Origin of the sequence: Pistricoccus aurantiacus (assembly GCF_007954585.1) — a bacterium.
GTDB lineage: Bacteria > Pseudomonadota > Gammaproteobacteria > Pseudomonadales > Halomonadaceae > Pistricoccus > Pistricoccus aurantiacus.
Genome location: NZ_CP042382.1, coordinates 3,650,272 through 3,670,758, shown reverse-complemented (window position 1 = coordinate 3,670,758; position 20,487 = coordinate 3,650,272). Strand labels below are relative to the sequence as shown.

At 61.9% G+C, this 20,487-nt stretch carries 19 protein-coding genes; 9 read left to right on the top strand and 10 right to left on the bottom strand.

Going from position 1 to position 20,487, the window contains the following annotated elements:
* The first annotated feature begins 67 nt into the window (after window positions 1–67).
* The gene (locus FGL86_RS17325; protein ID WP_147185929.1) at window positions 68–490 is read left to right on the top strand and encodes a secondary thiamine-phosphate synthase enzyme YjbQ; all 423 of its coding nucleotides are present in this window, start codon (window positions 68–70) and stop codon (window positions 488–490) included.
* Window positions 491–492: 2 nt separating this feature from the next.
* On the opposite strand, the gene dauA is transcribed toward FGL86_RS17325, so the two are convergent.
* The 4 genes from dauA to FGL86_RS17305 form a co-directional block, all read right to left on the bottom strand.
* Window positions 493–2,223, bottom strand: coding sequence for a C4-dicarboxylic acid transporter DauA (gene dauA, locus FGL86_RS17320; protein ID WP_147185928.1), 1,731 nt, complete (start codon window positions 2,221–2,223; stop codon window positions 493–495).
* A gap of 119 nt (window positions 2,224–2,342) precedes the next feature.
* Entirely contained in the window at window positions 2,343–2,603 is a 261-nt protein-coding gene (locus FGL86_RS17315) for a DUF6506 family protein (protein ID WP_147185927.1), read from the bottom strand.
* A gap of 54 nt (window positions 2,604–2,657) precedes the next feature.
* The gene (locus FGL86_RS17310) at window positions 2,658–3,584 is read right to left on the bottom strand and encodes a LysO family transporter (RefSeq protein ID WP_147185926.1); all 927 of its coding nucleotides are present in this window, start codon (window positions 3,582–3,584) and stop codon (window positions 2,658–2,660) included.
* An 88-nt stretch (window positions 3,585–3,672) separates the two neighbouring features.
* A complete protein-coding gene (locus tag FGL86_RS17305; RefSeq protein WP_147185925.1) occupies window positions 3,673–4,392 on the bottom strand; it encodes a hypothetical protein in 720 nt (239 codons plus the stop codon).
* Window positions 4,393–4,622: 230 nt separating this feature from the next.
* Between FGL86_RS17305 and FGL86_RS17300 the strand changes: the two genes are divergently transcribed.
* Window positions 4,623–5,939 (top strand): outer membrane protein assembly factor BamB family protein, encoded by a 1,317-nt coding sequence (locus FGL86_RS17300; RefSeq protein WP_186764440.1) that lies wholly within the window; start codon window positions 4,623–4,625, stop codon window positions 5,937–5,939.
* 39 nt (window positions 5,940–5,978) lie between these two features.
* Here the strand turns inward: FGL86_RS17300 and FGL86_RS17295 are convergent, their stop codons facing one another.
* From FGL86_RS17295 to FGL86_RS17280, 4 genes are read right to left on the bottom strand one after another with little or no spacing between them, the layout of a single operon-like run.
* On the bottom strand, window positions 5,979–7,589 hold the full coding sequence (locus tag FGL86_RS17295; RefSeq protein WP_147185923.1) for an OpgD/OpgG family glucan biosynthesis protein: 1,611 nt from the start codon (window positions 7,587–7,589) through the stop codon (window positions 5,979–5,981).
* A gap of 40 nt (window positions 7,590–7,629) precedes the next feature.
* A complete protein-coding gene (locus tag FGL86_RS17290; RefSeq protein ID WP_147185922.1) occupies window positions 7,630–8,970 on the bottom strand; it encodes a nicotinate phosphoribosyltransferase in 1,341 nt (446 codons plus the stop codon).
* On the bottom strand, window positions 8,967–9,530 hold the full coding sequence (locus FGL86_RS17285) for a nicotinamidase (protein WP_147185921.1): 564 nt from the start codon (window positions 9,528–9,530) through the stop codon (window positions 8,967–8,969). Before FGL86_RS17285 ends, FGL86_RS17290 begins: the two co-directional genes overlap by 4 nt.
* A gap of 31 nt (window positions 9,531–9,561) precedes the next feature.
* Window positions 9,562–10,497, bottom strand: coding sequence for a 2-hydroxyacid dehydrogenase (locus FGL86_RS17280; protein WP_147185920.1), 936 nt, complete (start codon window positions 10,495–10,497; stop codon window positions 9,562–9,564).
* A gap of 231 nt (window positions 10,498–10,728) precedes the next feature.
* Here FGL86_RS17280 and doeA point away from each other — a divergent pair, with 231 nt between their 5' ends.
* The 3 genes from doeA to FGL86_RS17265 are packed head-to-tail and all read left to right on the top strand — an operon-like array spanning window position 10,729 to window position 13,474.
* The gene (doeA, locus tag FGL86_RS17275; RefSeq protein WP_147185919.1) at window positions 10,729–11,928 is read left to right on the top strand and encodes an ectoine hydrolase DoeA; all 1,200 of its coding nucleotides are present in this window, start codon (window positions 10,729–10,731) and stop codon (window positions 11,926–11,928) included.
* Window positions 11,929–11,965: 37 nt separating this feature from the next.
* The gene (gene doeB, locus FGL86_RS17270; protein WP_147185918.1) at window positions 11,966–12,982 is read left to right on the top strand and encodes a N(2)-acetyl-L-2,4-diaminobutanoate deacetylase DoeB; all 1,017 of its coding nucleotides are present in this window, start codon (window positions 11,966–11,968) and stop codon (window positions 12,980–12,982) included.
* Window positions 12,983–12,988: 6 nt separating this feature from the next.
* A complete protein-coding gene (locus tag FGL86_RS17265) occupies window positions 12,989–13,474 on the top strand; it encodes an Lrp/AsnC family transcriptional regulator (protein WP_147185917.1) in 486 nt (161 codons plus the stop codon).
* A 4-nt stretch (window positions 13,475–13,478) separates the two neighbouring features.
* Here FGL86_RS17265 and FGL86_RS17260 read toward each other — a convergent pair whose 3' ends face one another.
* Both FGL86_RS17260 and FGL86_RS17255 read right to left on the bottom strand, forming a co-directional pair.
* A complete protein-coding gene (locus FGL86_RS17260) occupies window positions 13,479–13,793 on the bottom strand; it encodes a chaperone modulator CbpM (RefSeq protein ID WP_222433771.1) in 315 nt (104 codons plus the stop codon).
* 3 nt (window positions 13,794–13,796) lie between these two features.
* Window positions 13,797–14,774 (bottom strand): DnaJ C-terminal domain-containing protein, encoded by a 978-nt coding sequence (locus tag FGL86_RS17255; RefSeq protein ID WP_147185916.1) that lies wholly within the window; start codon window positions 14,772–14,774, stop codon window positions 13,797–13,799.
* Between the two features lie 285 nt (window positions 14,775–15,059).
* Here FGL86_RS17255 and FGL86_RS17250 point away from each other — a divergent pair, with 285 nt between their 5' ends.
* The 4 genes from FGL86_RS17250 (at window position 15,060) to FGL86_RS17235 (ending at window position 20,410) form a co-directional block, all read left to right on the top strand.
* Entirely contained in the window at window positions 15,060–16,532 is a 1,473-nt protein-coding gene (locus tag FGL86_RS17250) for an NAD-dependent succinate-semialdehyde dehydrogenase (protein ID WP_147185915.1), read from the top strand.
* Window positions 16,533–16,681: 149 nt separating this feature from the next.
* A complete protein-coding gene (locus FGL86_RS17245; RefSeq protein WP_147185914.1) occupies window positions 16,682–18,085 on the top strand; it encodes an aminotransferase in 1,404 nt (467 codons plus the stop codon).
* Window positions 18,086–19,087: a hydroxyectoine utilization dehydratase EutB gene (gene eutB / locus FGL86_RS17240; RefSeq protein ID WP_147185913.1), complete on the top strand. Its 1,002-nt coding sequence runs from the start codon at window positions 18,086–18,088 to the stop codon at window positions 19,085–19,087.
* Between the two features lie 78 nt (window positions 19,088–19,165).
* Window positions 19,166–20,410, top strand: a complete 1,245-nt coding sequence (locus FGL86_RS17235) for an NAD(P)/FAD-dependent oxidoreductase (protein WP_147185912.1) — start codon at window positions 19,166–19,168, stop codon at window positions 20,408–20,410.
* The last annotated feature ends 77 nt before the right edge of the window (window positions 20,411–20,487 follow it).

Here is a 20,487-nt window from a genome sequence, read left to right as displayed (position 1 = left end):
TCCTGAGTGTCATGAAGCGAAGGCGCTAGCATAGCAAAACCAGGTGAATCATCGGGAGACATGGATTATGTGGCAGCAACAGGAACTCAAGCTTGCGCCGCGTTCGCGCGGCTTTCATCTGATTACCGATGAAATCGTCGATGCCTTGCCGGGGCTTTCCCACTGCGCCGTCGGCCTACTGCATCTACAACTGCTGCATACCTCCGCTTCCCTGACCCTGAACGAGAACGCGGATCCGGACGTGCGTCACGACCTGGATGCTTTCCTGCGGGAGCGCATCCCCGGCGATCTGCCGTACTTTCGCCATACGCTGGAAGGCCCGGACGATATGCCGGCGCATGTTTGCGCGAGCCTGCTGGGCACGCAGTTGAGCCTGGCGGTGCGGAAGGGTCGCCTGGCCCTGGGCACCTGGCAGGGAATCTGGCTTGGCGAACACCGAGAGCACGGTGGCTCCCGGCGGTTGCTGATGACGTTGAACGGCGATGGGTAAAGTCAGCTTGCCGCCAGCCACCGGCGTGCCAGCCGCTTGGCGTGTTCCGTGTTCTCCACCCGCGAGAGCAAGCCACGTTCGCGGCGTAGCCCGGCGCGATGCAGCTTGAGATACAGCGGCGCGGAAATACCGATGATGATCACGCCGATGCGTTGATCCCGCAGTTCGCCAAGCAGGGTCTGCAGGGCGACGATCGCCGTGGTGTCCAGGCTCGGTACGTCGCGCATGTCGAGCATCACCACCTTGACATCCTTGTCGACGATACGCAGGGAGGCTATGGCCTTTTCCGCGGCGCCGAAAAATAGCGGCCCGTTGATGGCGTAAGCGGCCACCTGGCTCGGCAGGCCCGCAAGATCATTGTGGGTTTCCCCATCGAGCCGCCGGGTGTGGGTGACCAGGGCCATGCGGCGGATGAACAGCACCGCCGCCAGCCCCATGCCGACGCCCACCGCCAATACCATGTCGAATATCACCGTCAGCCCAAAGCAGATCACGAGGATCGCCACGTCGCTACCCGGGGCGCTTTTCAAGGTGTGCACGAAATGGCGCGCCTCGCTCATGTTCCAGGCGATGATGAACAAAAGCGCCGCCAGGGCCGCCATGGGCACTAAACCGAGAATGCCCGCCAGGGCGACGATAGCGAGTAAGACCACCGCCGCATGTACTACCGAGGCAATGGGTGAACGGGCGCCGCTGCGGATGTTGGTGGCGGTCCGCGCCAGGGCGGCGGTGGCGGTAATGCCGCCGAAGAAGGTAACGACGATATTGCCAAGCCCCTGGCCGATCAGTTCCGCGTTGGGATCGTGACGGGTGCGGGTCATGCCGTCCGCTACCACGGCACACAACAGCGACTCGATAGCGGCCAGCATGGCGATAGCGAAGGCAGGACCCATCAGTTCGCGGATCAAGGCGAAGTCCACGGTCAGCGGCGCGCCGTCTCCGCCGGGAAGCTGCCAGGGCAGCGCGAAACTCGGTGCGAAAGGCGGTATGCCGTTGCCTTCCAGTCCGTGACTGGACCATTGGAATCGCGAGGCGATGGTATCCACCTCCAGCCCCATTGGCGTCAGCGCGAGGGCGGCCAGGGTGCCAACCGCCAAACCGACTAGCGGCGCCGGTACCGGCAGTTTGAGCCTGGGCCAAAGGATCAGCGTCGCCAGAGTAATGGCGCCGATGGACAGCTCCACGGGATCGATGCGTGGCAGCGCCGCGCCGATAAGGGCTATATTGCTCAAGGTGCTATCACCAAGCGATAAATCCTTCAGGCCCAAAAAATCCGGTACTTGGAGCAGGGCGATCACCGTGCCGATCCCGGCCGTGAAGCCCAGAATCACCGGGTAGGGAATAAATTGAATCAACGATCCCAACCGCGCCAGCCCCAGGCCGATCAGAATCAGCCCGGCCATCAGGGTGGCGATCAGCAGACCGCCGATGCCGTAACTGGCGACGATGGGGAACAGGATTACCACGAAGGCGGCGGTGGGGCCGGACACGTTGAAGCGCGATCCCCCGGTCAGGGCAATGATTGCCCCGGCGACGATAGCGGTATAGAGCCCATGCTGGGGCGGCACGCCGGTGGCGATAGCCAGAGCCATGGAGAGCGGCACCGCGACGATGCCGATGGTCAGGCCGGCTATCAGATCCTGACGCAGATCGGCCAGGGTGTAGCCGTCGCGCCAGGCGGAAACCAGGCCGCGCCCCGGCAAGGGAAGGGAAAAGGAAGATCGGCGAGCCATCGGCAGTCTCGGTAGTGGTTGTCTCGGTAGTGGTTGTCTCGATAGGGGGTGAGCAGCCTAACTACCTTAGGACGTTTGCCTCGGCTCGCCAAGTGTCGGTTGGCCGCAATCGTGGTCGCTCAGAAGCGTACCAATCCCACCCGAACATCTTTCCCCGCCGCTTCCTGAATGGCCGCAAGACCGTCGTCGCCAAAGCTCGAACTCAACTCTATCGTCGAGACCCCTTGGGATACCAGTTCCCGAACCAGGCGCTTGGCGCTGTCAATGTCGCTCAGGGTGGCCAGGCTCAGGTGATAGTCGCCGCTGGATTGGCTGCTCAGGGCAGTGTTGCCCGGCTCCGGCACCAGAATCAAAAAAGCGATATGTCGAGACGTTGTCATAATAAGGCTCCTATCGGAAAGCATGGTGATGTGACATGGGGACCATCGATGTGTTCACAACGATAGAAACAACAGTATCAGCGGCGGTGCCAGAAGCGACAGGATAAAGCCGCTGACCACCGCGATGGGCACGCAGGCCACGCCGCCGTGCTGCTGAATCACCGGCAGGGTGAAGTCCATGGAAGTGGCGCCGCCGTAGCCGATGGCCAGAGGCGTGGCGCGGTGAATGGTCAATGGGATCAGGATAAACGCCAGCAATTCCCGGGCCAGGTCATTGAAAAACGCCACGCCGCCAAGCACCGGACCCAACTGATCGCCGATCAGAATCCCGGAAAGGGAGTACCAGCCGAAGCCCGCGGCCATGGCGAGTCCTTCGTTCCAGGAAAGCGACAACAATGGCGCCGCGATCAGTCCGGCGATCAACGAGCTTGCGACCACCGTGACGGCGATGACCAGCCCGTGGCGATTGAGCAGAATCTGCTTGAGGGACATGCCGGAATTACGCAGCTGACAGCCGATCAGCGCCAGCAGTACATACAGCACCCATTCCGCCAGGGGCTCCGCAACGCCATGCAGGCGTTCCAGGCCCAGCCAGTCGAGGGCCAGGCCCACCAGCACGCCGAGAATCACCACGCCCACCAGAGCCAGCGAGCCCAGCATCGCCGCAAGCTTGCTGGTCGGCGCGTCCTTGACGATCGGCGAGCCTTCCGCCCGCAGCCGGCTGCGTCGGGAAAGCCAGGCCAGGGTCGCCAGGTTGCAGACAGCAATTACCGTGAACAGCATCAACGCCTGGGAGCCCATGTAGGAAAGCTGGCTACCCAGGTCGTCCAGCGCCGCCAGGCTTACTCCCATCAGCAGCAGGATGAGATATACGGAGGCATTGACCGCCTGATTGATCAGCGCCAACAGACCGGCGTGGCGAACCGGTACCAGATACCCCAGTACCAGCGGTAACAACACGATCAATAGACCGGACAGCATGGCGGCTCCATCGGTGCAGGTGAGCAGGAAAGGAGCACTTTAAAAGCTGTTTCGTATAAAGGAAAACGCTTTTCCTCGAGGTATTGAGTCAATGTGATAGAGGTTCCGGCACTCCTAGTGCCAGCCTGTCGACCCGCAGATAGCTCTTGCGCTTGTCGTCTCGATAATAATCCAGCGCCAGCAGCAGGCCGGGCACGTCGCGATGAAAGCTCAACCGATAATAGCGGTCCGGCTCGTCCGGCTCCCAGGCCGTGATGGTAATCGCCGGGAATTTTCCCGCCGGGGTCGTCAGCTCGCCGCGCTCGTCAATGCGATAGAGAAATGTCTCCTCTTCGCCCTTGTGATTCGCATAGTGCAGAACGCAGGGCGGCATCTGAGTGTGCCCGCAGCGGACATCGCGTACCTGGCGGGTCCAATCGAACAGCGCCGCCTGACGATCCGGCAAGCCGTCCAGGCTAGCGGCGTTCTGCTGATAGTTGTCTCCCATGCCGAACAGGGAGTAGCCGCTGGTGTAATCCAGGCTCGTCACATTCTGAGGCGATACGAGGAAACGGCTTTTTTCCCATCCCTTGGCGATGCTGATAGCGGCACGCATCTCGCTTTGCCAGCTATCGCTGTCCGGCTGATGAGATAGCCGATGATGAATGTGGGCGCTCGGCCAGCCGTCGATATGTAGCCGATAGGTGGCGGAAAAGGGCGTGACGGTTTCGTCATCGACGTTCGCTTCGGTGACCGCCAGGGCGCCATGGCCAGCGCCTATCCAGACCAGCATCAGAACCAGATAAAGGGCGCGGTGTAAGCGATGCATGTTCACTCCTTGAATTCGTGTCGCCAGAAGGCTTGGAAGAACCGTTAAAGCAAAAGGTTCCAGATTTACGACCGCTTGGACTAGGCTAAGTCCAATATCTCGCGATTCATTGCTTGCCATGGCGTCAATAACATATGCCGTAGATAACATAAGCCACAAAAACATGACGTCAGTAATACATGGCGTGGGGAATATATACCGTAAATCATATATGCCATGAGGAATACACAATGAATGTCTGGAAAAAACACACGCTGCTGACAGGATGTCTGATGGCACTGACGAGTTCGACGCTCGCGGCTGGCTTCGGTCCCGACGAATGGACTCAGTATCGTCTGGATGCCACCAATAACGCGGTATTCAGCAATGGCGATGCGCCGCTCAAGCGCATGAAGTTTCGCACCGGCGATCAGGTGCGGGCGACCCCGGTGATCGTGGATAACGCACTTTATATCGGCAATCACGCCACCGGCGGCATGTTCCGCTTCAATCTGCCCGAAGGCAAGGCGGCCTGGCACGACGACAACCCCTGGTTTCGTCACGCACCTAACTGGATTCACTCGGAGATGATTCAGTCCGACGGTAGAATCTTCGTCGGCTATGGCAATCGTGCCTTTCAAAGCGAATTCGTGCGCGGCACTGGTGACAGCGGGGTGATGGCGGTGGACCCTGAGGATGGCGCCACCTTGTGGAGTCACGCCACCCTGGGGGAGGTCATGCCCACCCCGGCCATGTGGGACGAAACCCTCTATATCACCACCGGCGGCGGCGAGCTGCTCGCCCTGGATCCGGGAAGCGGCGAGCAGCGCTGGTCTTTGGAGCTGCCCGGCTGGGTGAGCATGTCCTCTCCGGCAATCGAAGACGGCGTACTGTACGTGGGTTCACTCAACAGCGTAATCGCGGTGGATCTCGACAATCGCGACATTCGATGGCGTTTCGACGAAACCGCCTCCTTCACCGACGTGCCTCCGGCGGTCTCGGATGGAATCGTGGTGATGACGGGAATGGTGGGGCGTCATAATCTTTCCGATCAGGAAAAGCGTCGCTACTCGACCCAGCGCGGTGGCTTCCATTTTATCTACGCCTTCGATGCCATGTCCGGCGAGCTTCTCTGGGAGGATCTGCTGGGTAGCGGCCCCCATCAGCCCAATAATACCTCCGGCGCCCCGGCCATCGCCGATGGGAAGGTCTTCGTGGGTAGCCCTTACGCCCGCGGCATGTATGCCTACGATCTGAAAACCGGCAAGCGCCTGTGGGAGCATCCGACCAACGCCGGTATCAAGGGCGCCCCGGCGATCACCGCCGGCAAGGTGTTCTTCGGTGATACCGCCGGCTTTCTCTATGCACTGGACGCGGAAGACGGCGACGAACCCCGCTGCGAAAACGGCCAGGCTACCAGCAAGATGAAGCTAGGCGGTTCAAGTAACGCCGCCTCCGCAACGGCGCTCGCTCCCGGCGGACCGGTGGTGATCAACAATACCGTTTTTGTCGGCAGCCAGGATGGCTTCGTCTACGCGGTGCCGGTAACGGAGTTCGATTGTCGATAGCTTGAATATGGATAGTTCGACAGCTCGTAGGCCGGGCCATCAAAGATGTCCCGGGTTATGCAGCTCCCGCTCCTCCGCCGGGGGCGGGGTCCACTGGTAGATCCAGGTTTCCGTCAGCGGTTGATCCTCCGCCTTGAGGTACAGGCGCAGGTTGATGGGTTCGGTGCCGTCATCCGGGGGCACTACGTCGAACATGGCGCGATAGCCGTCGATGGCGTCCAGCGGGCGGGCGGAAGTGATCTCGACTCGCCCGGCACTGGTCTCGATGACCGGCTTCACTTCGACTTCCTCTGAGCCGTCGAAGGGGAAAGGGCCGCCTTGGAAATCCACCACGAAGCGCCAGCTGAAGTATTCCCGCCGCTTGCCCACCAGGCCGCCGATGCCGGTGCGGGTGGCCACGCAGCGCGCGAGAGTTGGCTGTGCCGGTGGACGGGCCTGCCAATAGATACGGTAGCCGTAGAGCATTTCGCTGCCCGGCTCCGCCGGCGCCGCCGGGTTCCAGAAGGCGACGATATTGTCGAAGGTTTCGTCCAGGGTGGGGATTTCCACCAGTTGCACCGCGCCGGCCCCCCAGTCGCCCTTGGGTTCGATCCACACGCTGGGGCGACGATCGTAGAAGACGCCGTCGTCCTGATAGTGATCGAAGTTCTGGTCCCGCTGCAGCAGGCCGAAGCCGCGGGGACTTTCATCCTGGAAGCTGTTGAAGCGCAGGCTCGGCGGATTGGCGAGGGGGCGCCACAGCCACTCGTCGCTGCCGGTATGCAGAGAAAGTCCGTCGGAATCGTGAATTTCCTGGCGCCAGTCCCAGTTAGCCTGCTGATCGTTCTCGCCGACCATGTACATGCTGGTCAACGGCGCGATGCCCAGGCGCTCCATGGCCTTGCGCGGATAGAGCGCTGCATCCACGTCCATGACCGTGCCCTCGCCGTAGGTGATGAGAAAGCGATAGGCGCCGGTGACGCTCGGTGATTCCAGCAGCGCATAGACGGTGACCGCCTCGCTGCCGTCCTGGGGCCTTTCCAGCCAGAAGCGAGTGAAATCCGGGAACTCCTCCGGACGATCCATGGCGGTGTCGATGGCCAGGCCTCGGGCGGACAGGCCGTACTGGCGCGACTTGCCCACGGCGCGGAAATAGCTGGCGCCGAGGAAAGCCGCCACGTCCCGCTGCCAGTCGCTCTGATGATGCAGCCGAAAGCCGGCGAAGCCCAGATCTTCCGGCAGCTCGTCCGGCTCGATATCCGTGTCGCCGTAATCGAACATGGCCGGATCGAAGGCGATTTCCTGGGCCTGACCGTCTTCCACCTCGAAGATATGCACCGGCTTCTTGAAGTAGAGCCCCAGATGGAAGAGCTGGGCCTGAAAGGGCGAGGCTTCATCATCGGCCCACAGGGCATGATCCTTCTGGAAGGCGATGGCCTGGTAGTCGTCCCAGCTCAGGTCCTGCAGCGTCTTCGGCAGCTCGGCCTCCGGGGACTGATACGCCTGCTCGGAAAGGCTCCTGGCCAGGCCCTTGAGCCAGGCATAATCGAAAGGTTCCCGAGGGCCGATGGTTCGAGTCGAGCCGTCGACCGCCGCCAGCAGGCTGGAAAGCGGCAGAAAGGCGCTGCTGCCCAGCACCCCGGTTGCCTTCAGGAAATCGCGTCGGTTCATGAAATTTTCTTCCTTGATGCTCGAGTGGTTTCTTGGATGATCAATCCTGCTGCCAGCGCTTCAACTCGTCGCTGAGTGATACCGGGTAAGGTGTAGCCGCCGCTTCGAGCCGGCGCAAGTCCGGCGGCAGGTCTTCGATGGATTGGCTGACCCGCTGGCGGATCGTCTCCAAATCGGCCAGGCTGTCTTCCAGTATTTCCCCGGCCTTGACCATGGGCGCCAGCAGCGCTTCTCCTTCGCCGACGGATTCCTCGCGCCGGGACACCAGGTCCCGCTGATAACGTCCCTGGATGTCCCGAAAGCGATAGACCTGCTTGCGATAGGGCAGGTTGACCTTGCCGGGAGAGTTCTTGACGCATGGCTTGCCAGCGTATTCCACCAGCTTGTAGCTCAGGTCCGTCACCGGCGCATCCGTGGATACGCCCAATGCCGTACCCACGCCAAAGACATCGATCGGCGCATCATTCGCCAGTAACTCGGCGATCTTGTATTCATCCAGGCTGCTGCTGGCGACGATCTTGACCTGTTCGAAGCACGCCGCGTCGAGGCGTTCCCGAGAGCCCCTGGCCAGTTCTCCCAGGTCACCGGAGTCCAGGCGCACCGCGCCAACCTGGATGGCATCGGGACCTTCCATCAACTCGATGACCTTGTCGACCCCGGCCAAGGTATCGTAGGTATCCACCAGCAGCGTCGTGCCCGGATAGAGCTTGGCAAACTGGCGGAAAGCCTCCATCTCGTCGTTGTGGGCCAGTACGTAGCTATGGGCCATGGTGCCGCTCAGGGTCAGGTCGTGACGCAGGCCGCCCAGGACGTTGCTGGTGCCGTCGAGACCGGCGGCGCGATAGGCGCGCACGCCGCGCATCGCCGCGTCCACGCCATGCATGCGGCGCAGGCCGAAATCCACTACCTGGCGACCCCGGGCGGCGATCACCAGGCGCACCGCCTTCGAGGCCAGGGTGGTTTCCACCTGTACCTGATTCATGATCAGGCTTTCCAGAAGCTGCGCTTCGGCGATGGGTGCCTCGACCTCCATCAGGGGTTCGTTGGGAAACACCGGGGTGCCTTCCGGCAGCGTCCAGATATCCCCGGAAAAGCGGTAATCCTTCAGCCAGGCAAGGAAGTCGTGGTCGAAGCGGCCGGTAGCGGCCAGGCGATCAAGGCCAGCCTGGGAAAAGCGCACCCGAGTCGCCAGCCCGGCGGCGTATTGCTGCCCGCAGGCCAGCATGAAGTTGCGCGAATCCGGCAGCCTGCGGAAATACAGGCTGAAGACACCGCGCTCATCCATGTCTTCCTTGAAGTAGGCCTGCAGCATGGTGAGCTGATAGAGATCGGTGACCAGCGCCAGATCCTCGTCCTGCACCGCCAGAGAAGAAGCCGTCATGCCGTCACCTCGCAGCCCGCTTGGCTCAGCTCGTCCAGGCAGGCCTGGCGGCTTTCCGGTTGCACCGGCTCGCTTAACGGCGCGAGCAATTGCACCGCAAAGCCTTCCTTCAATGCTTCCAGGATCGTGGCGCGCACGCAGACATCCAGCGCCAGGCCGCAGACCATGACCCGCGATACCTGGCGGTTGCGCAGGAAGCCGGCCAGGCCTGTCTGGTCGAAGGCGGAATAGGCATCCCGATCGAAGGCGGTGCCCTTGCTGACCTTGATGGTAAGGTCGGGGAGCCCCAGCTCTGGATGAAAGGCGGCGCCGAAGGTGTCCTGCACGCAATGCGGCGGCCAGGGCCCCCCTTGAGTGACGAAGCTCACATGATCCACCGGATGCCAATCCCGGGAGGCGACGATCAGGGCGCCGGCGGCACGCGCCGCTTCGATTTCCCGGTTGATGCCCGGCACGATCGCCTGACCGCCTTCCACCGCCAGGGCGCCGCCCTCGCAGAAGTCGTTTTGCATATCGACGACCAGCAGGGCGTCGCCGGAGCGATAAGATGTCATGGACATGCGCGTAACTCCCTTTCCGGTAGCGCTTTTCTCAATAACCGCTTCGACGGTCGACGGTTGCCAAGGTTTCCCCGGCTTCCCAGCTATGAATCGCTTCCACTACCTGATCCGCCGCGGCTTCAAAGGGCGTCGGCGCGGACATGTGCGGCGTCAGGCGTACCCGGGGATGGCGCCACAAGGGGCTATCTTCCGGCAGCGGTTCCGTCTCGAACACATCCAGCAGGGCGCCGCGCAGGTGGCCTTCCTGTTCGCTGTTTCCCAGCGCCTCGACCAGCGCCGTTTCATCCACGAGAGCGCCGCGCCCCGGATTGATCAGGGTGGCGCCGCGAGGCAGCAGGGCGAGGCGTTCGGCATCGATCAGGCCGCGAGTCCGCGGCGTATCCGGCAGCAGCGTGACCAGGGTGCGTACCTGCTTGAGAATGTCCTCGAGCCCGACTTCACCGTGATGGCAGGTGACATTCTTAAGACTTTTCGGGCTGCGGCTCCAGCCGTGGACCGGGAAGCCTGATTCAGCCAGTCGCTTCGCCACCTGGCTTCCGATCGCCCCGAGCCCCAGCACTCCCACCGGCCAGTCGGATTTTTCCACGATCTCGCGAGGCTGCCAGCGCTGTTCACTCTCATCGCCGAGGTAGCGGTCGAAGTCGCGCTGAAAATGCAGCACGCCGTACAGCACGTAATCCGCCATGGGCGGCGCCATGCCGGCGTCCCGCAGCTTGACGATGGGCACGTTCTCCGGAAGCTTTGGGGTGGCGAGCAGGGCGTCCACCCCGGCGCCGAGATTGACGATGCCCTTGAGCCCGGGTTGATTCTCGAAAAGCCAGCTCGGCGGTTTCCACACCGCAAGATAGTCCGCGTGGCGACGATGTTCTTCCGGGTCGCTGCTGGTGACGATATCCGCTTCCGGCAGGCGCTTTGTCAGCGCAGCGCGCCACTTCTCGAGGTTATCGATATGAATCAGTACGCGCATTGCCGCTCCTTGCTTCCAGGTTTTCCATGTCCTTCATCTTCGACACTGGGGCGCGGTCTCGCAAGGCATAGACGAAAAAGGTTTTGACCCTCGGCGCTACCGCGGTGCTAGTATCAAAATTCTATAAAGTAGGTCGATAAAGTCAGTGGAAAGAACGTAATCGCGCCCGGCTTTGCCCCTTCGATTTGCGGGGCGAGGCCGTTCTACGAGTTTGGAAATGACGAGTGGCTCATGCTCAAGGTAAACCTGCCGTTCACCTGCGAGGAATATCATGTTCGGTTGTGGAAGGTGCGCACGCAAATGGCCAGTCGCGGCATCGATCTCCTGATCATCAGCGACCCTTCCAACATGGCCTGGCTGACCGGCTACGACGGCTGGTCGTTCTATGTGCATCAGTGCGTGCTGGTGAGTCTCGAAGGCGAGCCGGTGTGGTACGGCCGACGCATGGACGCCAACGGCGCCCTGCGTACCTGCTGGATCGCGGAAGAGAACATCACCTATTATCCGGATTACTACGTCCAGAACCCGAACATGCACCCCATGGACTATCTCGCCCAGTCGATCATTCCGGATCGCGGCTGGCACGAAGGGGTGATCGGCATGGAAATGGATAACTACTACTTCTCCGCCAAGGCCTACCAGAGCCTGCTGCGGGAATTGCCCCACGCGCGTTTCGAGGATGCCAACGGGCTGGTCAACTGGTGCCGGGCGATCAAGTCGCCTCAGGAAATCGCCTATATGCGGGTGGCGGCGAAGATCGTCGAGGGCATGCACACGCGGATACTGGAAGTGATCGAACCGGGGCTGGCCAAGAGCAAGCTGGTATCCGAGATCTATCGCGTCGGCATCGAGGGCTGGAAGGATGAAAACGGCAAGGTGCACGGCGGCGATTATCCCGCCATCGTGCCGCTGCTGCCGACCGGGCTGGACGCCTCCGCGCCCCATCTGACCTGGGACGATACACCGTTTCGCGAGGGCGAGGGTACCTTCTTCGAGATCGCCGGGGTCTTCAAGCGCTACCACTCGCCCATGTCCCGTACCGTCTATCTCGGCAAGCCGCCCCGGGACTTCATGCGGGCGGAATCCGCGCTACTGGAAGGCATCGAAAAGGGGCTCGAGGTCGCCAAGCCCGGCAATCGCTGCGCGGATATCGCCATGGCCCTGGGTACTGCCATGGACAAGTACGGTTTTGACCGTGGCGGTTCTCGCTGTGGCTATCCTATCGGCATCAGCTATCCCCCGGACTGGGGGGAGCGCACCATGAGCCTGCGTCCCACGGATGAAACCGTGCTTGAGCCGGGCATGACCTTTCATTTCATGCCGGGGCTATGGCTTGATGAATGGGGTATGGAAATCACTGAAAGCATTCTGATCACCGAGACCGGTGTCGAGACATTGGCGAACTTTCCTCGTCAGCTATTCGTTCATTAATCCGCCACCCGCGAGCATTGTCTTTCAAGGAGCGACTATGAGCCTTAGGCCAAGCCCTATTTCCACCACCGTCGATTTCGATCGGGACGGCGTGCAGCACGGCTATCTCAAGCTGCCGATTTCGACGGATGAATCCGCCTGGGGGGCGGTGATGATTCCCGTCAGCGTGATCAAGAACGGCGAGGGCCCCACGGCGTTGCTGACCGGGGGCAATCACGGCGACGAGTACGAGGGCATCACCGCGCTGCTCAAGCTGACGACGACTCTCGAAGCCGCTCAGATCCAGGGCCGTGTGATCATCGTGCCGATGATGAACCTGCCGGCGGCGCGAGCGGGCAAGCGCACCTCCGGGCTGGATCAGGGCAATCTCAATCGCAGTTTTCCCGGCAACCCGGACGGAAACGTGACGGAGCAGATCGCTGATTACTTCACCCGCTATCTGGTGCCGCTCAGCGACGTGGTGCTGGACCTGCATTCCGGCGGGCGCACCCTGGATATCATTCCCTTTGCAGCCTCCCATCGTCTGGACAATGCGGATCAGCAGCGTCAGGCCCTGGAAGGCGCCATCGCCTTCGGCGCGCCCGCGGCGATGATGATGTTCGAGCTCGATGCGGCGAAGCTCTTCGATACCGCGGTGGAATCCCAGGGCAAGATATTCGTCGCCACGGAACTGGGCGGCGGTGGTACCTCGACGCCTCAGAGTGTCGCCATCACCGAGCGGGGCATTCACAACTTCCTGGTGCATTACGGCGTAATGAAGGGCGAACTGCAAACGCCGGAGGAGCCGCAGACCTATATCGATATGCCGGACGCCTCCTGCTACGTGCAGAGCGAGCATGAAGGGGTGCTGGAGCTTACCCTGGCTCTGGGAGAGAAGGTAGAAGCGGGGCAGGTGATCGCTCGTGTCTACGACATGACCCGCTGCGGGGTGGCGCCGGTGGAATATCATGCTCAGCGGGACGGTCTGCTGGTGGCAAGACGCTTCCCGGCTCAGGTCAAGATGGGCGATACCATCGCGGTAATCGGCGCCATCGTCGATCGCCTGGACGCCTGAGACGCCATGACCGGAAAAGCCATCAAGCTTGATCGCTTCGATCTGAAGATCCTCGATATTCTCGCCGTGGACGGGCGCATTACCAAGTCGAAGCTGGCGGAAGCGATCAACCTCTCCGTCAGCCCTTGCTGGGAGCGGGTGCGCCGCCTGGAAAAGGCTGGGATCATCGAGGGCTATGGCGCGCGCATCAATGTCTCGGTGCTCGCCAAGTGCACGCCGGTATGGGTGCAGATCGAACTCAAGGCTCACGACGCGGAAAGCTTCCAGCGCTTCGAGGCGGCGATGCTTGAAGCGCCGGAGGTCACGGAATGCGTGGCGGTAGGCGGCGGCGTCGACTATCTCATCAAGCTGGAGGTGGAAAGCGTCGATAGCTATCAGCGGCTGATCGACGCCTGGCTGGTCTCGGAAATCGGCATCGAGCGCTACTTCACCTATATCGTCACCAAGACCGTCAAACGAACCTCGCCATCACTGGTGCTCGACAAGCGCTGATCGTTCAGCCTTCCAGGCGACGCAGTCGCCGTCGCAGCCTATCCATCTCCTCGAGCAGTTCCAGCGCCAGCGCCACCCCGGCGGGATTGATGCCGAGATCCCGCTCCAGGCGCTGGGCGCGATGGACTCGAGTCACGCTGATGCCCTGGAAACGCCATTGGGTGGTATCCCGCCCTGCAGGCTCGATGACGCCTTCCTCCACCAGGGCGAAAATCCGTTCCGCCGGCAGTTGGCAAGCGCGGCACAGTTCTCCCAGGGTCAGCTCGACCTCTTCTTCAAGAAGTTCGCCGGTCAGCGATGTCATGGTTGATCGTCGCATGATTCATACTCCCAGATCCGCGCGTGGATTGAATTCGAAGGCCTTGGCGAATTCCTCGTACGCCGCCTTGTCCGCCTCGCTGTTCGCTTTCGGCAGCTCCACCCGCAGCACCACATAGAGATCCCCCGGCGCTTTGGACGGTAGCCCGCGGCCACGCAGGCGGAGTCTGCCGCCGGCTTTTGAATTCGCCGGTATCTTCAGACCCACCTGGCCGCTTGGCGTAGGGACCTTGACGTTGGCCCCCAGTGCCGCCTCCCAGGGGGCTACGGGCAGTTCCAGATAGACGTCCTTGCCCTCGACCCGGTACAAGGGGTGAGGGCGAAACTCGACCTCGAGATACAGGTCGCCGGCCTCCCCTTGGCCGAACCCCGGCTGGCCCTGCTTGGTCAGGCGAATATGCTGACCCGGGCGGATGCCCTTGGGAATCTTGACGTTGAGATTGCGCTCCTTGACCTGGGGGCGACCGTCGGCGCCCAGTTCGCTGTGCTTGAGGGTCAGGGTACGGGTAGCGCCCTGATAGGCATCCTCCAGGTCGATCAGAATTCTGGCGTGGCTATCCTCGCCTCGGAAATGGAATTCCCGGCTGTGGCCTCCCGCAGAGAAGTCCTCGAAGCCACGGCCGCCCGCGCCACCAGACCCGCGGCGACCGAACAGATCCTCGAAGAAATCGCTGAACTGGGCCGCGTCCGCCTCGGTAAAGCCGCCGCCGTGGAATTCGAAGCCCTGATCCCAGTCCGGTGGCGGCTGGAAGTCCTGGCCGGCCTGCCAATTGGTGCCGAGCTGGTCGTAGGCGGCGCGCTTCTCCGGATCCTTGAGTACCTCGTAAGCCTCGCCCACTTCCTTGAACTTGGTTTCCGCGTTCGCTTCCTTGTTGACGTCCGGGTGGTACTTGCGCGCCAGCTTGCGGTAGGCGCGCTTGATTTCATCCTGGGTGGCGTCCCGCTCGACGCCCATGACTTGATAGTAATCCTTGAACTCCATTTCCCTTTGGCCTCTCGACAAATCGTTAGCCGATAAATCTGTTCGGCACTCTCACTTTACAAGCGGATAGTTCCGCGATCCTCAGAAAATTCCTCCACTTCCCGTCGGTAAACAAAAAAAAGCGCAATTTATAGTGACGCTATCGAAAAGTCTTTGCGTCGCTTATCCCTTACGCTATGAGCATCGCAGGAATGTCGGGCGCGAGCCAAGCATGGTTATCAGAAGTACACCATGTCCTCAGTGATCAGGCTCGTTGTCTATCAGGAATCAGTCAGGAGATGTTCGATGTTCAAGCTCAGCGATCCGCGTCTATTGCATCAATACGCCTATATCGATGGCAAGTGGACTTATGGCGATGAAGGTCGGGAAGCGCCGGTGGATGATCCGGCTACCGGCGAAACCCTGGGGCATATCCCCTGGCTCGAGGACGCCCAGATTCGGGCGGCGGTGGATAGCGCCGAGCGCGCTTTCGTTCACTGGCGGGCGCTGCGGGCGGATGAGCGCTGCGAGCGGCTGCTGGCCTGGTTTGATCAGCTGCAGGAAAACCGCGAAGACCTGGCGGTCATCATGACTCGCGAGCAGGGCAAGTCCCTGGCGGATTCTCGGGGCGAGGTGCAGTACGGGGCGAGCTTTATCCGCTGGTTCGCGGAGCAGGGCAAGCGCATCATCGGCGACACCATTCCCAGCCCGATTCCCAACGCCACGCTTGGCACCATCAAGGAGCCGGTGGGGATCAGCGTGCTGATCACCCCCTGGAATTTTCCGCTGGCAATGATCACCCGCAAGGCCGGCGCCGCCATGGCGGCGGGCTGCCCGGTGATCGTCAAGCCCGCCGGGGAGACTCCCTTCACGGCGCTGGCGCTGGCGGAACTGGCGGAGCGGGCCGGCATTCCCGCCGGCGTATTCAACGTGGTGCTGGGGGATTCCGCGCGTATCTCCGAGATTCTTTGTGCCGAGGAGCGGGTCAAGGCGCTGTCCTTCACCGGTTCCACCCGGGTCGGCAAGCTGCTGCTAAAACAGTGCGCGAATACCGTCAAGCGGGTGTCTCTGGAGCTTGGTGGCAACGCGCCCTTTATCGTCGGGCCGGACATGGACCCGCGGGAGGCCGCCTTTGCCGCGGTCAATGCCAAGTTCCAGACTTCCGGCCAGGACTGCCTGGCGGCGGATCGTATCATCGTGCACGAGTCGATTCACGATGAGTTCGTCGCCCAGTTCGCCGAGCGCATGGCTGCCTTGCGGGTAGGCAACGGGATGGATAGCGAGACGGAACTCGGTCCTCTGATCAACGAGCGTGCGGTGGAGAAGGCGTCCCAGATCGTCGATGACGCCATCTCCAAGGGCGCTACCCTGGTGGCCGGGGATCAGTCGAAGGCGCCGGGGCCCAACTTCTTCATGCCGGTGCTGCTCAGCGGCGTGACCCGAGACATGCAGGTCTGGCACGAGGAAACCTTCGCACCCGTGGCGGGGGTGGTCTCCTATCGGGACGACGACGAGGCCATCGAGCTGGCCAACGATACCGAGTACGGCCTGGCCTCCTATATCTATACCCATGATATCCGGCGGATCTGGAAACTGATGCGTGGAATCGAGTACGGCATGGTGGCGGTCAACTCGGTGAAGATGACCGGCGCTCCGGTGCCCTTCGGCGGCATCAAGCAGTCCGGCCTGGGCCGGGAAGGCGGCATACCGGGCATCGAGGAGTACCTGGATACGAAATACTACTGTCTTGGCGGTCTGGGCTCCGCGTCAGGAAGCTAGCTGCGGCGTCATCTCATGGCGCTACCTAGGCGCCGCCATTCGCTCAGGCCACGATTACGGTTTAGCGAATGGCGGCCTTTTATCAAGATTGGTTTTTTATCGTCCGGCCAGCGCCGGCTTACGTTATTTGCTTCAATCAGGAGAACACTATGGCACCTCATCAGGCGCTGATCGATCGCGATCGCAAGGTCACCTTTCATGCATCCAGCCATCTGCGGGACTTTGCCCGCGGCGATGCTCCGGGCCGGGTAATCACCGGGGCCAAGGGCATCCATATCACCGACAAGGATGGCCGGGAGTATATCGACGGCTTCGCCGGGCTTTACTGCGTCAATATCGGCTATGGTCGAAGCGAAATGGCCGAGGCGATCTATCGCCAAGCCATGGAGCTGGCCTACTACCATACCTACGTAGGCCACTCCAACGAGCCGCAGATCGCGCTTTCCGAGAAGATTCTCGAGCTCGCAGGGCCGGGCATGTCCAAGGTCTACTACGGGCTTTCCGGCAGCGACGCCAACGAGACCCAGATCAAGCTGGTGCGTTACTACAACAACGTGCTGGGGCGGCCTAACAAGAAGAAGATCATCTCGCGTATGCGCGGCTATCACGGCTCGAGCATCGCCGCGGGCTCCCTGACCGGGCTGGATGCCTTCCACAAGCTGTTCGATCTGCCCATCGAAGGCGTGCGCCACACGGAAGCGCCTTATTACTATCGTCGTGGCGATACTCAGCAGGACATGAGCGAGCGGGAGTTTTCCAGGTACTGCGCGCAAAAGCTCGACGAGATGATCCAGGCGGAAGGCCCGGACACCGTAGCCGCCTTTATCGGCGAGCCGGTGCTGGGGACCGGCGGCATCGTGCCGCCGCCGGAAGGCTACTGGCAGGAGATTCAGGCGGTGCTCGACCGCTACGATATCCTCTTGATCGCCGATGAGGTGGTGTGCGGCTTCGGGCGTATCGGCGCGGATTTCGGCTCTCATTTCTACGGCATCAAGCCGGATCTGATGACCGTGGCCAAGGGCCTGACCAGCGCCTATCAGCCCCTTTCCGGGGTAATCGTCGGCGACCGGGTCTGGCAGGTGCTGGAGCAGGGCACCGAGGAACACGGTCCCATCGGCCACGGCTGGACCTATTCCGGCCACGCCCTGGGCTGTGCCGCGGGCCTGGCCAACCTGGAGATCATCGAGCGGGAGGGGCTGACCCAAAATGCCGCGGAAACCGGCGCCTATCTTCTGCAACGCTTCCGGGAGGAGTTTCGCGAGCATCCGCTGATGGGGGACGTGCGCGGCGTGGGCATGCTGGCGGCCCTGGAGTTCTCGCCGAATCCGCAGGCTCGGGCGCTGTTCGACCCCAGCCTCAAGGTCGGCCCGCGCATCGCCGCCGCCGCCCTGGAGGAAAATCTGATCGCCCGGGCCATGCCGCAAGGGGATATCCTTGGCTTCGCACCGCCCATGACCATCAATCGGGAAGAGGTCGACGAGGTGGTGGCTCGCACCCGCCGAGCGGTGGCTAAGGTAACCGACGAGCTAACCCGGTCCGGAGATTTGAAATAGGTGAAGTCGCCGCCAGCCGACCACGGCGTCACTCTGGCGTCGATCTATCAGGCCCGCAAGCGTATCGCGGGCCAGGTAAGTCGCACGCCCCTGGTGTTGTCCCAGGCGCTGTCCCGGCGCTTCGAGGCGGAGATCTTTCTCAAGCTGGAGACCTGCCAGCCCACCGGCGCCTTCAAGCTGCGCGGGGCCGCCAACATGATCGCCGCGCTGATCGAGCAACAAGGACGAGACAGCCTGAGGGCCGGCGTCACCACCGCCTCCACCGGCAACCACGGTCGGGCGGTGGCCTATGCGGCGGCGCGGCTCGGAGTGCCGGCGACCATCTGTCTCTCCAGACTGGTGCCGCAGAACAAGATCGTTGCCATCGAGGCCCTGGGAGCCAATGTCAGACGGATGGGGCGCAGTCAGGACGAGGCCTTCCAGGAAGTCGAACGCCTGGTGAGCGAGCAAGGCATGACGCTGATCCCGCCTTTCGATGATCCGCTGATCGCCAGTGGCCAGGGCACCATCGGTCTGGAGTTGCTGGAGGACCAACCGGATCTCGACCGGGTGATCGTCGGGCTTTCCGGCGGCGGTCTTCTGGGGGGTATCGGCGCGGCGCTCAAGGCCATCAGGCCGGCTATTCGCCTTACCGGGGTGAGTCTTGCCCAGGGCGCCGCCATGTGGGAAAGCCTGCAGGCGGGCCAGCCGGTGGAGGTGGAAGAGGTCGAAAGCTTCGCCGATTCCCTGGGTGGCGGTATCGGCCTGCACAATCGCTGTACCTTTGCTTTGGTGGAAGAAGTCATGAACGATCACTACCAGGTCTCGGAGCGGGCCATCGCCCGAGCCATGGTCGAGCTGCTCGCCGAGGAGAGGATGTTGGTGGAAGGCGCCGCGGCGGTGGGGCTCGCCGCCATCGAGGAACATGCTCTGGACATACATGGCCAGAAGGTGGCCTTGATCCTTTCGGGCAACGGCGTCGATCTGGAAACTTTCGATCGCGCTCGGGCCACGTATCAATAAAGCCGATTTCGCCCTGTCGTGTCTGGCGGATTCGCGAGATAATCCAATCTATTCACACAGCGTAGGGGGAGACAGCACATGGCTAAGGATACTATCGTTTTGGGTGCGGGTATGGTCGGGGTGTCCGTCGCCTATCATCTGGCTCGACGAGGACGCTCGGTGCTGTTGATCGATCGTCGCGAGCCCGGCGACGAGACTTCTCTAGGCAACGCCGGCCTGATTCAGCGCGAGGCGGTGGAGCCTTACCAGTTTCCCCAGGATTTCGGCACCCTGATGAGCGTGCTGCCTAACAATCGCATCGATATTCGCTATCAGATCTCCGGCATGGTGAAGGCCGCCGGTCCGCTGTTCCAGTATTGGCGCAACAGCTGGCCCAGCCACTATTCCGATATCGTGCCGGATTATGCGGCGATCATCGGCCTGTGCCTGCAGGAACATGAAACGATGATCGAGGCGGCCAAGGCGCAATCCCTGGTACACAAGCAGGGCTGGTTCGAGATCTTCCGCCGGGACGATAGTTTCCGTGAGCGTCTGAAAGACGCGCGTCGGGTTCATGAAAATCACGGCGTCAACTACGAAGTGCTGGATCGCAGCGGCGTGGATGCGCTGCAGCCTGGCCTTTCTCGGGAAGTGATCGGCGGCTTGCGTTGGACCGACTCCTGGTGCGTGGAAAGCCCGGGAGATCTGGTCAAGGCCTACGCGGATGCCTATCGTAGCGAGGGCGGCGAGACAATGACCGCCTATATCGAAAGCCTTGAGCCCACCGAGACCGGCTGGCGGGTCGGGACCTCCCGAGGCGACATGGAAGCCAAGGAAGTAGTCAATGCCCTGGGCCCCTGGGCGATGATTCCCTTGAAACCGCTCGGCTATCGGTTTCCGCTGTTCGCCAAGCGCGGCTACAACATGCATTACGCTCAGGGCGAGCATCCGCTCAAGCACTGGATACGCGACACGGAGCAGGGCTATTTCATGGCAGCGATGCGCGAGGGCATTCGCATTACCACCGGAGCGGAACTGGCTGGGCGGGATTCACCCCCCAACCCGGCACAGCTCGACGCGGCGGAAAAGGTTGCCCGTAAGCTGGTGCCTTCCATGGGCGCACGGTTGAACGACACCCCTTGGGAAGGTGCGCGGCCCTGCCTGCCGGACATGAAACCGCTGATCGGCCCGGCGCCCAAACACAAGGGGCTGTGGCTCGCCCTCGGCCACGGCCATCAAGGATTCACCCTTGGCCCGGTAACCGGACGCCTGCTCGGCGAGATGATGGACAATGAGCCCACCGCCATCGATATGAAGCCCTTCGGCGCCGAGCGGTTTGGTTGAGACATGCTGGTGACTGCTGATTCGGTCGCTCTCCGTACGCTTGATTCTTGCTCGTGGTACTGTTGTTTCGGTACTGA

Bases quoted from the DNA above. Each gene is read 5' to 3' on its own strand.
- FGL86_RS17325 (WP_147185929.1), top strand. From the start codon at position 68: ATGTGGCAGCAACAGGAACTCAAGCTTGCGCCGCGTTCGCGCGGCTTT.
- dauA (WP_147185928.1), bottom strand. From the start codon at position 2,223: ATGGCTCGCCGATCTTCCTTTTCCCTTCCCTTGCCGGGGCGCGGCCTG.
- FGL86_RS17315 (WP_147185927.1), bottom strand. From the start codon at position 2,603: ATGACAACGTCTCGACATATCGCTTTTTTGATTCTGGTGCCGGAGCCG.
- FGL86_RS17310 (WP_147185926.1), bottom strand. From the start codon at position 3,584: ATGCTGTCCGGTCTATTGATCGTGTTGTTACCGCTGGTACTGGGGTAT.
- FGL86_RS17305 (WP_147185925.1), bottom strand. From the start codon at position 4,392: ATGCATCGCTTACACCGCGCCCTTTATCTGGTTCTGATGCTGGTCTGG.
- FGL86_RS17300 (WP_186764440.1), top strand. From the start codon at position 4,623: ATGAATGTCTGGAAAAAACACACGCTGCTGACAGGATGTCTGATGGCA.
- FGL86_RS17295 (WP_147185923.1), bottom strand. From the start codon at position 7,589: ATGAACCGACGCGATTTCCTGAAGGCAACCGGGGTGCTGGGCAGCAGC.
- FGL86_RS17290 (WP_147185922.1), bottom strand. From the start codon at position 8,970: ATGACGGCTTCTTCTCTGGCGGTGCAGGACGAGGATCTGGCGCTGGTC.
- FGL86_RS17285 (WP_147185921.1), bottom strand. From the start codon at position 9,530: ATGTCCATGACATCTTATCGCTCCGGCGACGCCCTGCTGGTCGTCGAT.
- FGL86_RS17280 (WP_147185920.1), bottom strand. From the start codon at position 10,497: ATGCGCGTACTGATTCATATCGATAACCTCGAGAAGTGGCGCGCTGCG.
- doeA (WP_147185919.1), top strand. From the start codon at position 10,729: ATGCTCAAGGTAAACCTGCCGTTCACCTGCGAGGAATATCATGTTCGG.
- doeB (WP_147185918.1), top strand. From the start codon at position 11,966: ATGAGCCTTAGGCCAAGCCCTATTTCCACCACCGTCGATTTCGATCGG.
- FGL86_RS17265 (WP_147185917.1), top strand. From the start codon at position 12,989: ATGACCGGAAAAGCCATCAAGCTTGATCGCTTCGATCTGAAGATCCTC.
- FGL86_RS17260 (WP_222433771.1), bottom strand. From the start codon at position 13,793: ATGCGACGATCAACCATGACATCGCTGACCGGCGAACTTCTTGAAGAA.
- FGL86_RS17255 (WP_147185916.1), bottom strand. From the start codon at position 14,774: ATGGAGTTCAAGGATTACTATCAAGTCATGGGCGTCGAGCGGGACGCC.
- FGL86_RS17250 (WP_147185915.1), top strand. From the start codon at position 15,060: ATGTTCAAGCTCAGCGATCCGCGTCTATTGCATCAATACGCCTATATC.
- FGL86_RS17245 (WP_147185914.1), top strand. From the start codon at position 16,682: ATGGCACCTCATCAGGCGCTGATCGATCGCGATCGCAAGGTCACCTTT.
- FGL86_RS17235 (WP_147185912.1), top strand. From the start codon at position 19,166: ATGGCTAAGGATACTATCGTTTTGGGTGCGGGTATGGTCGGGGTGTCC.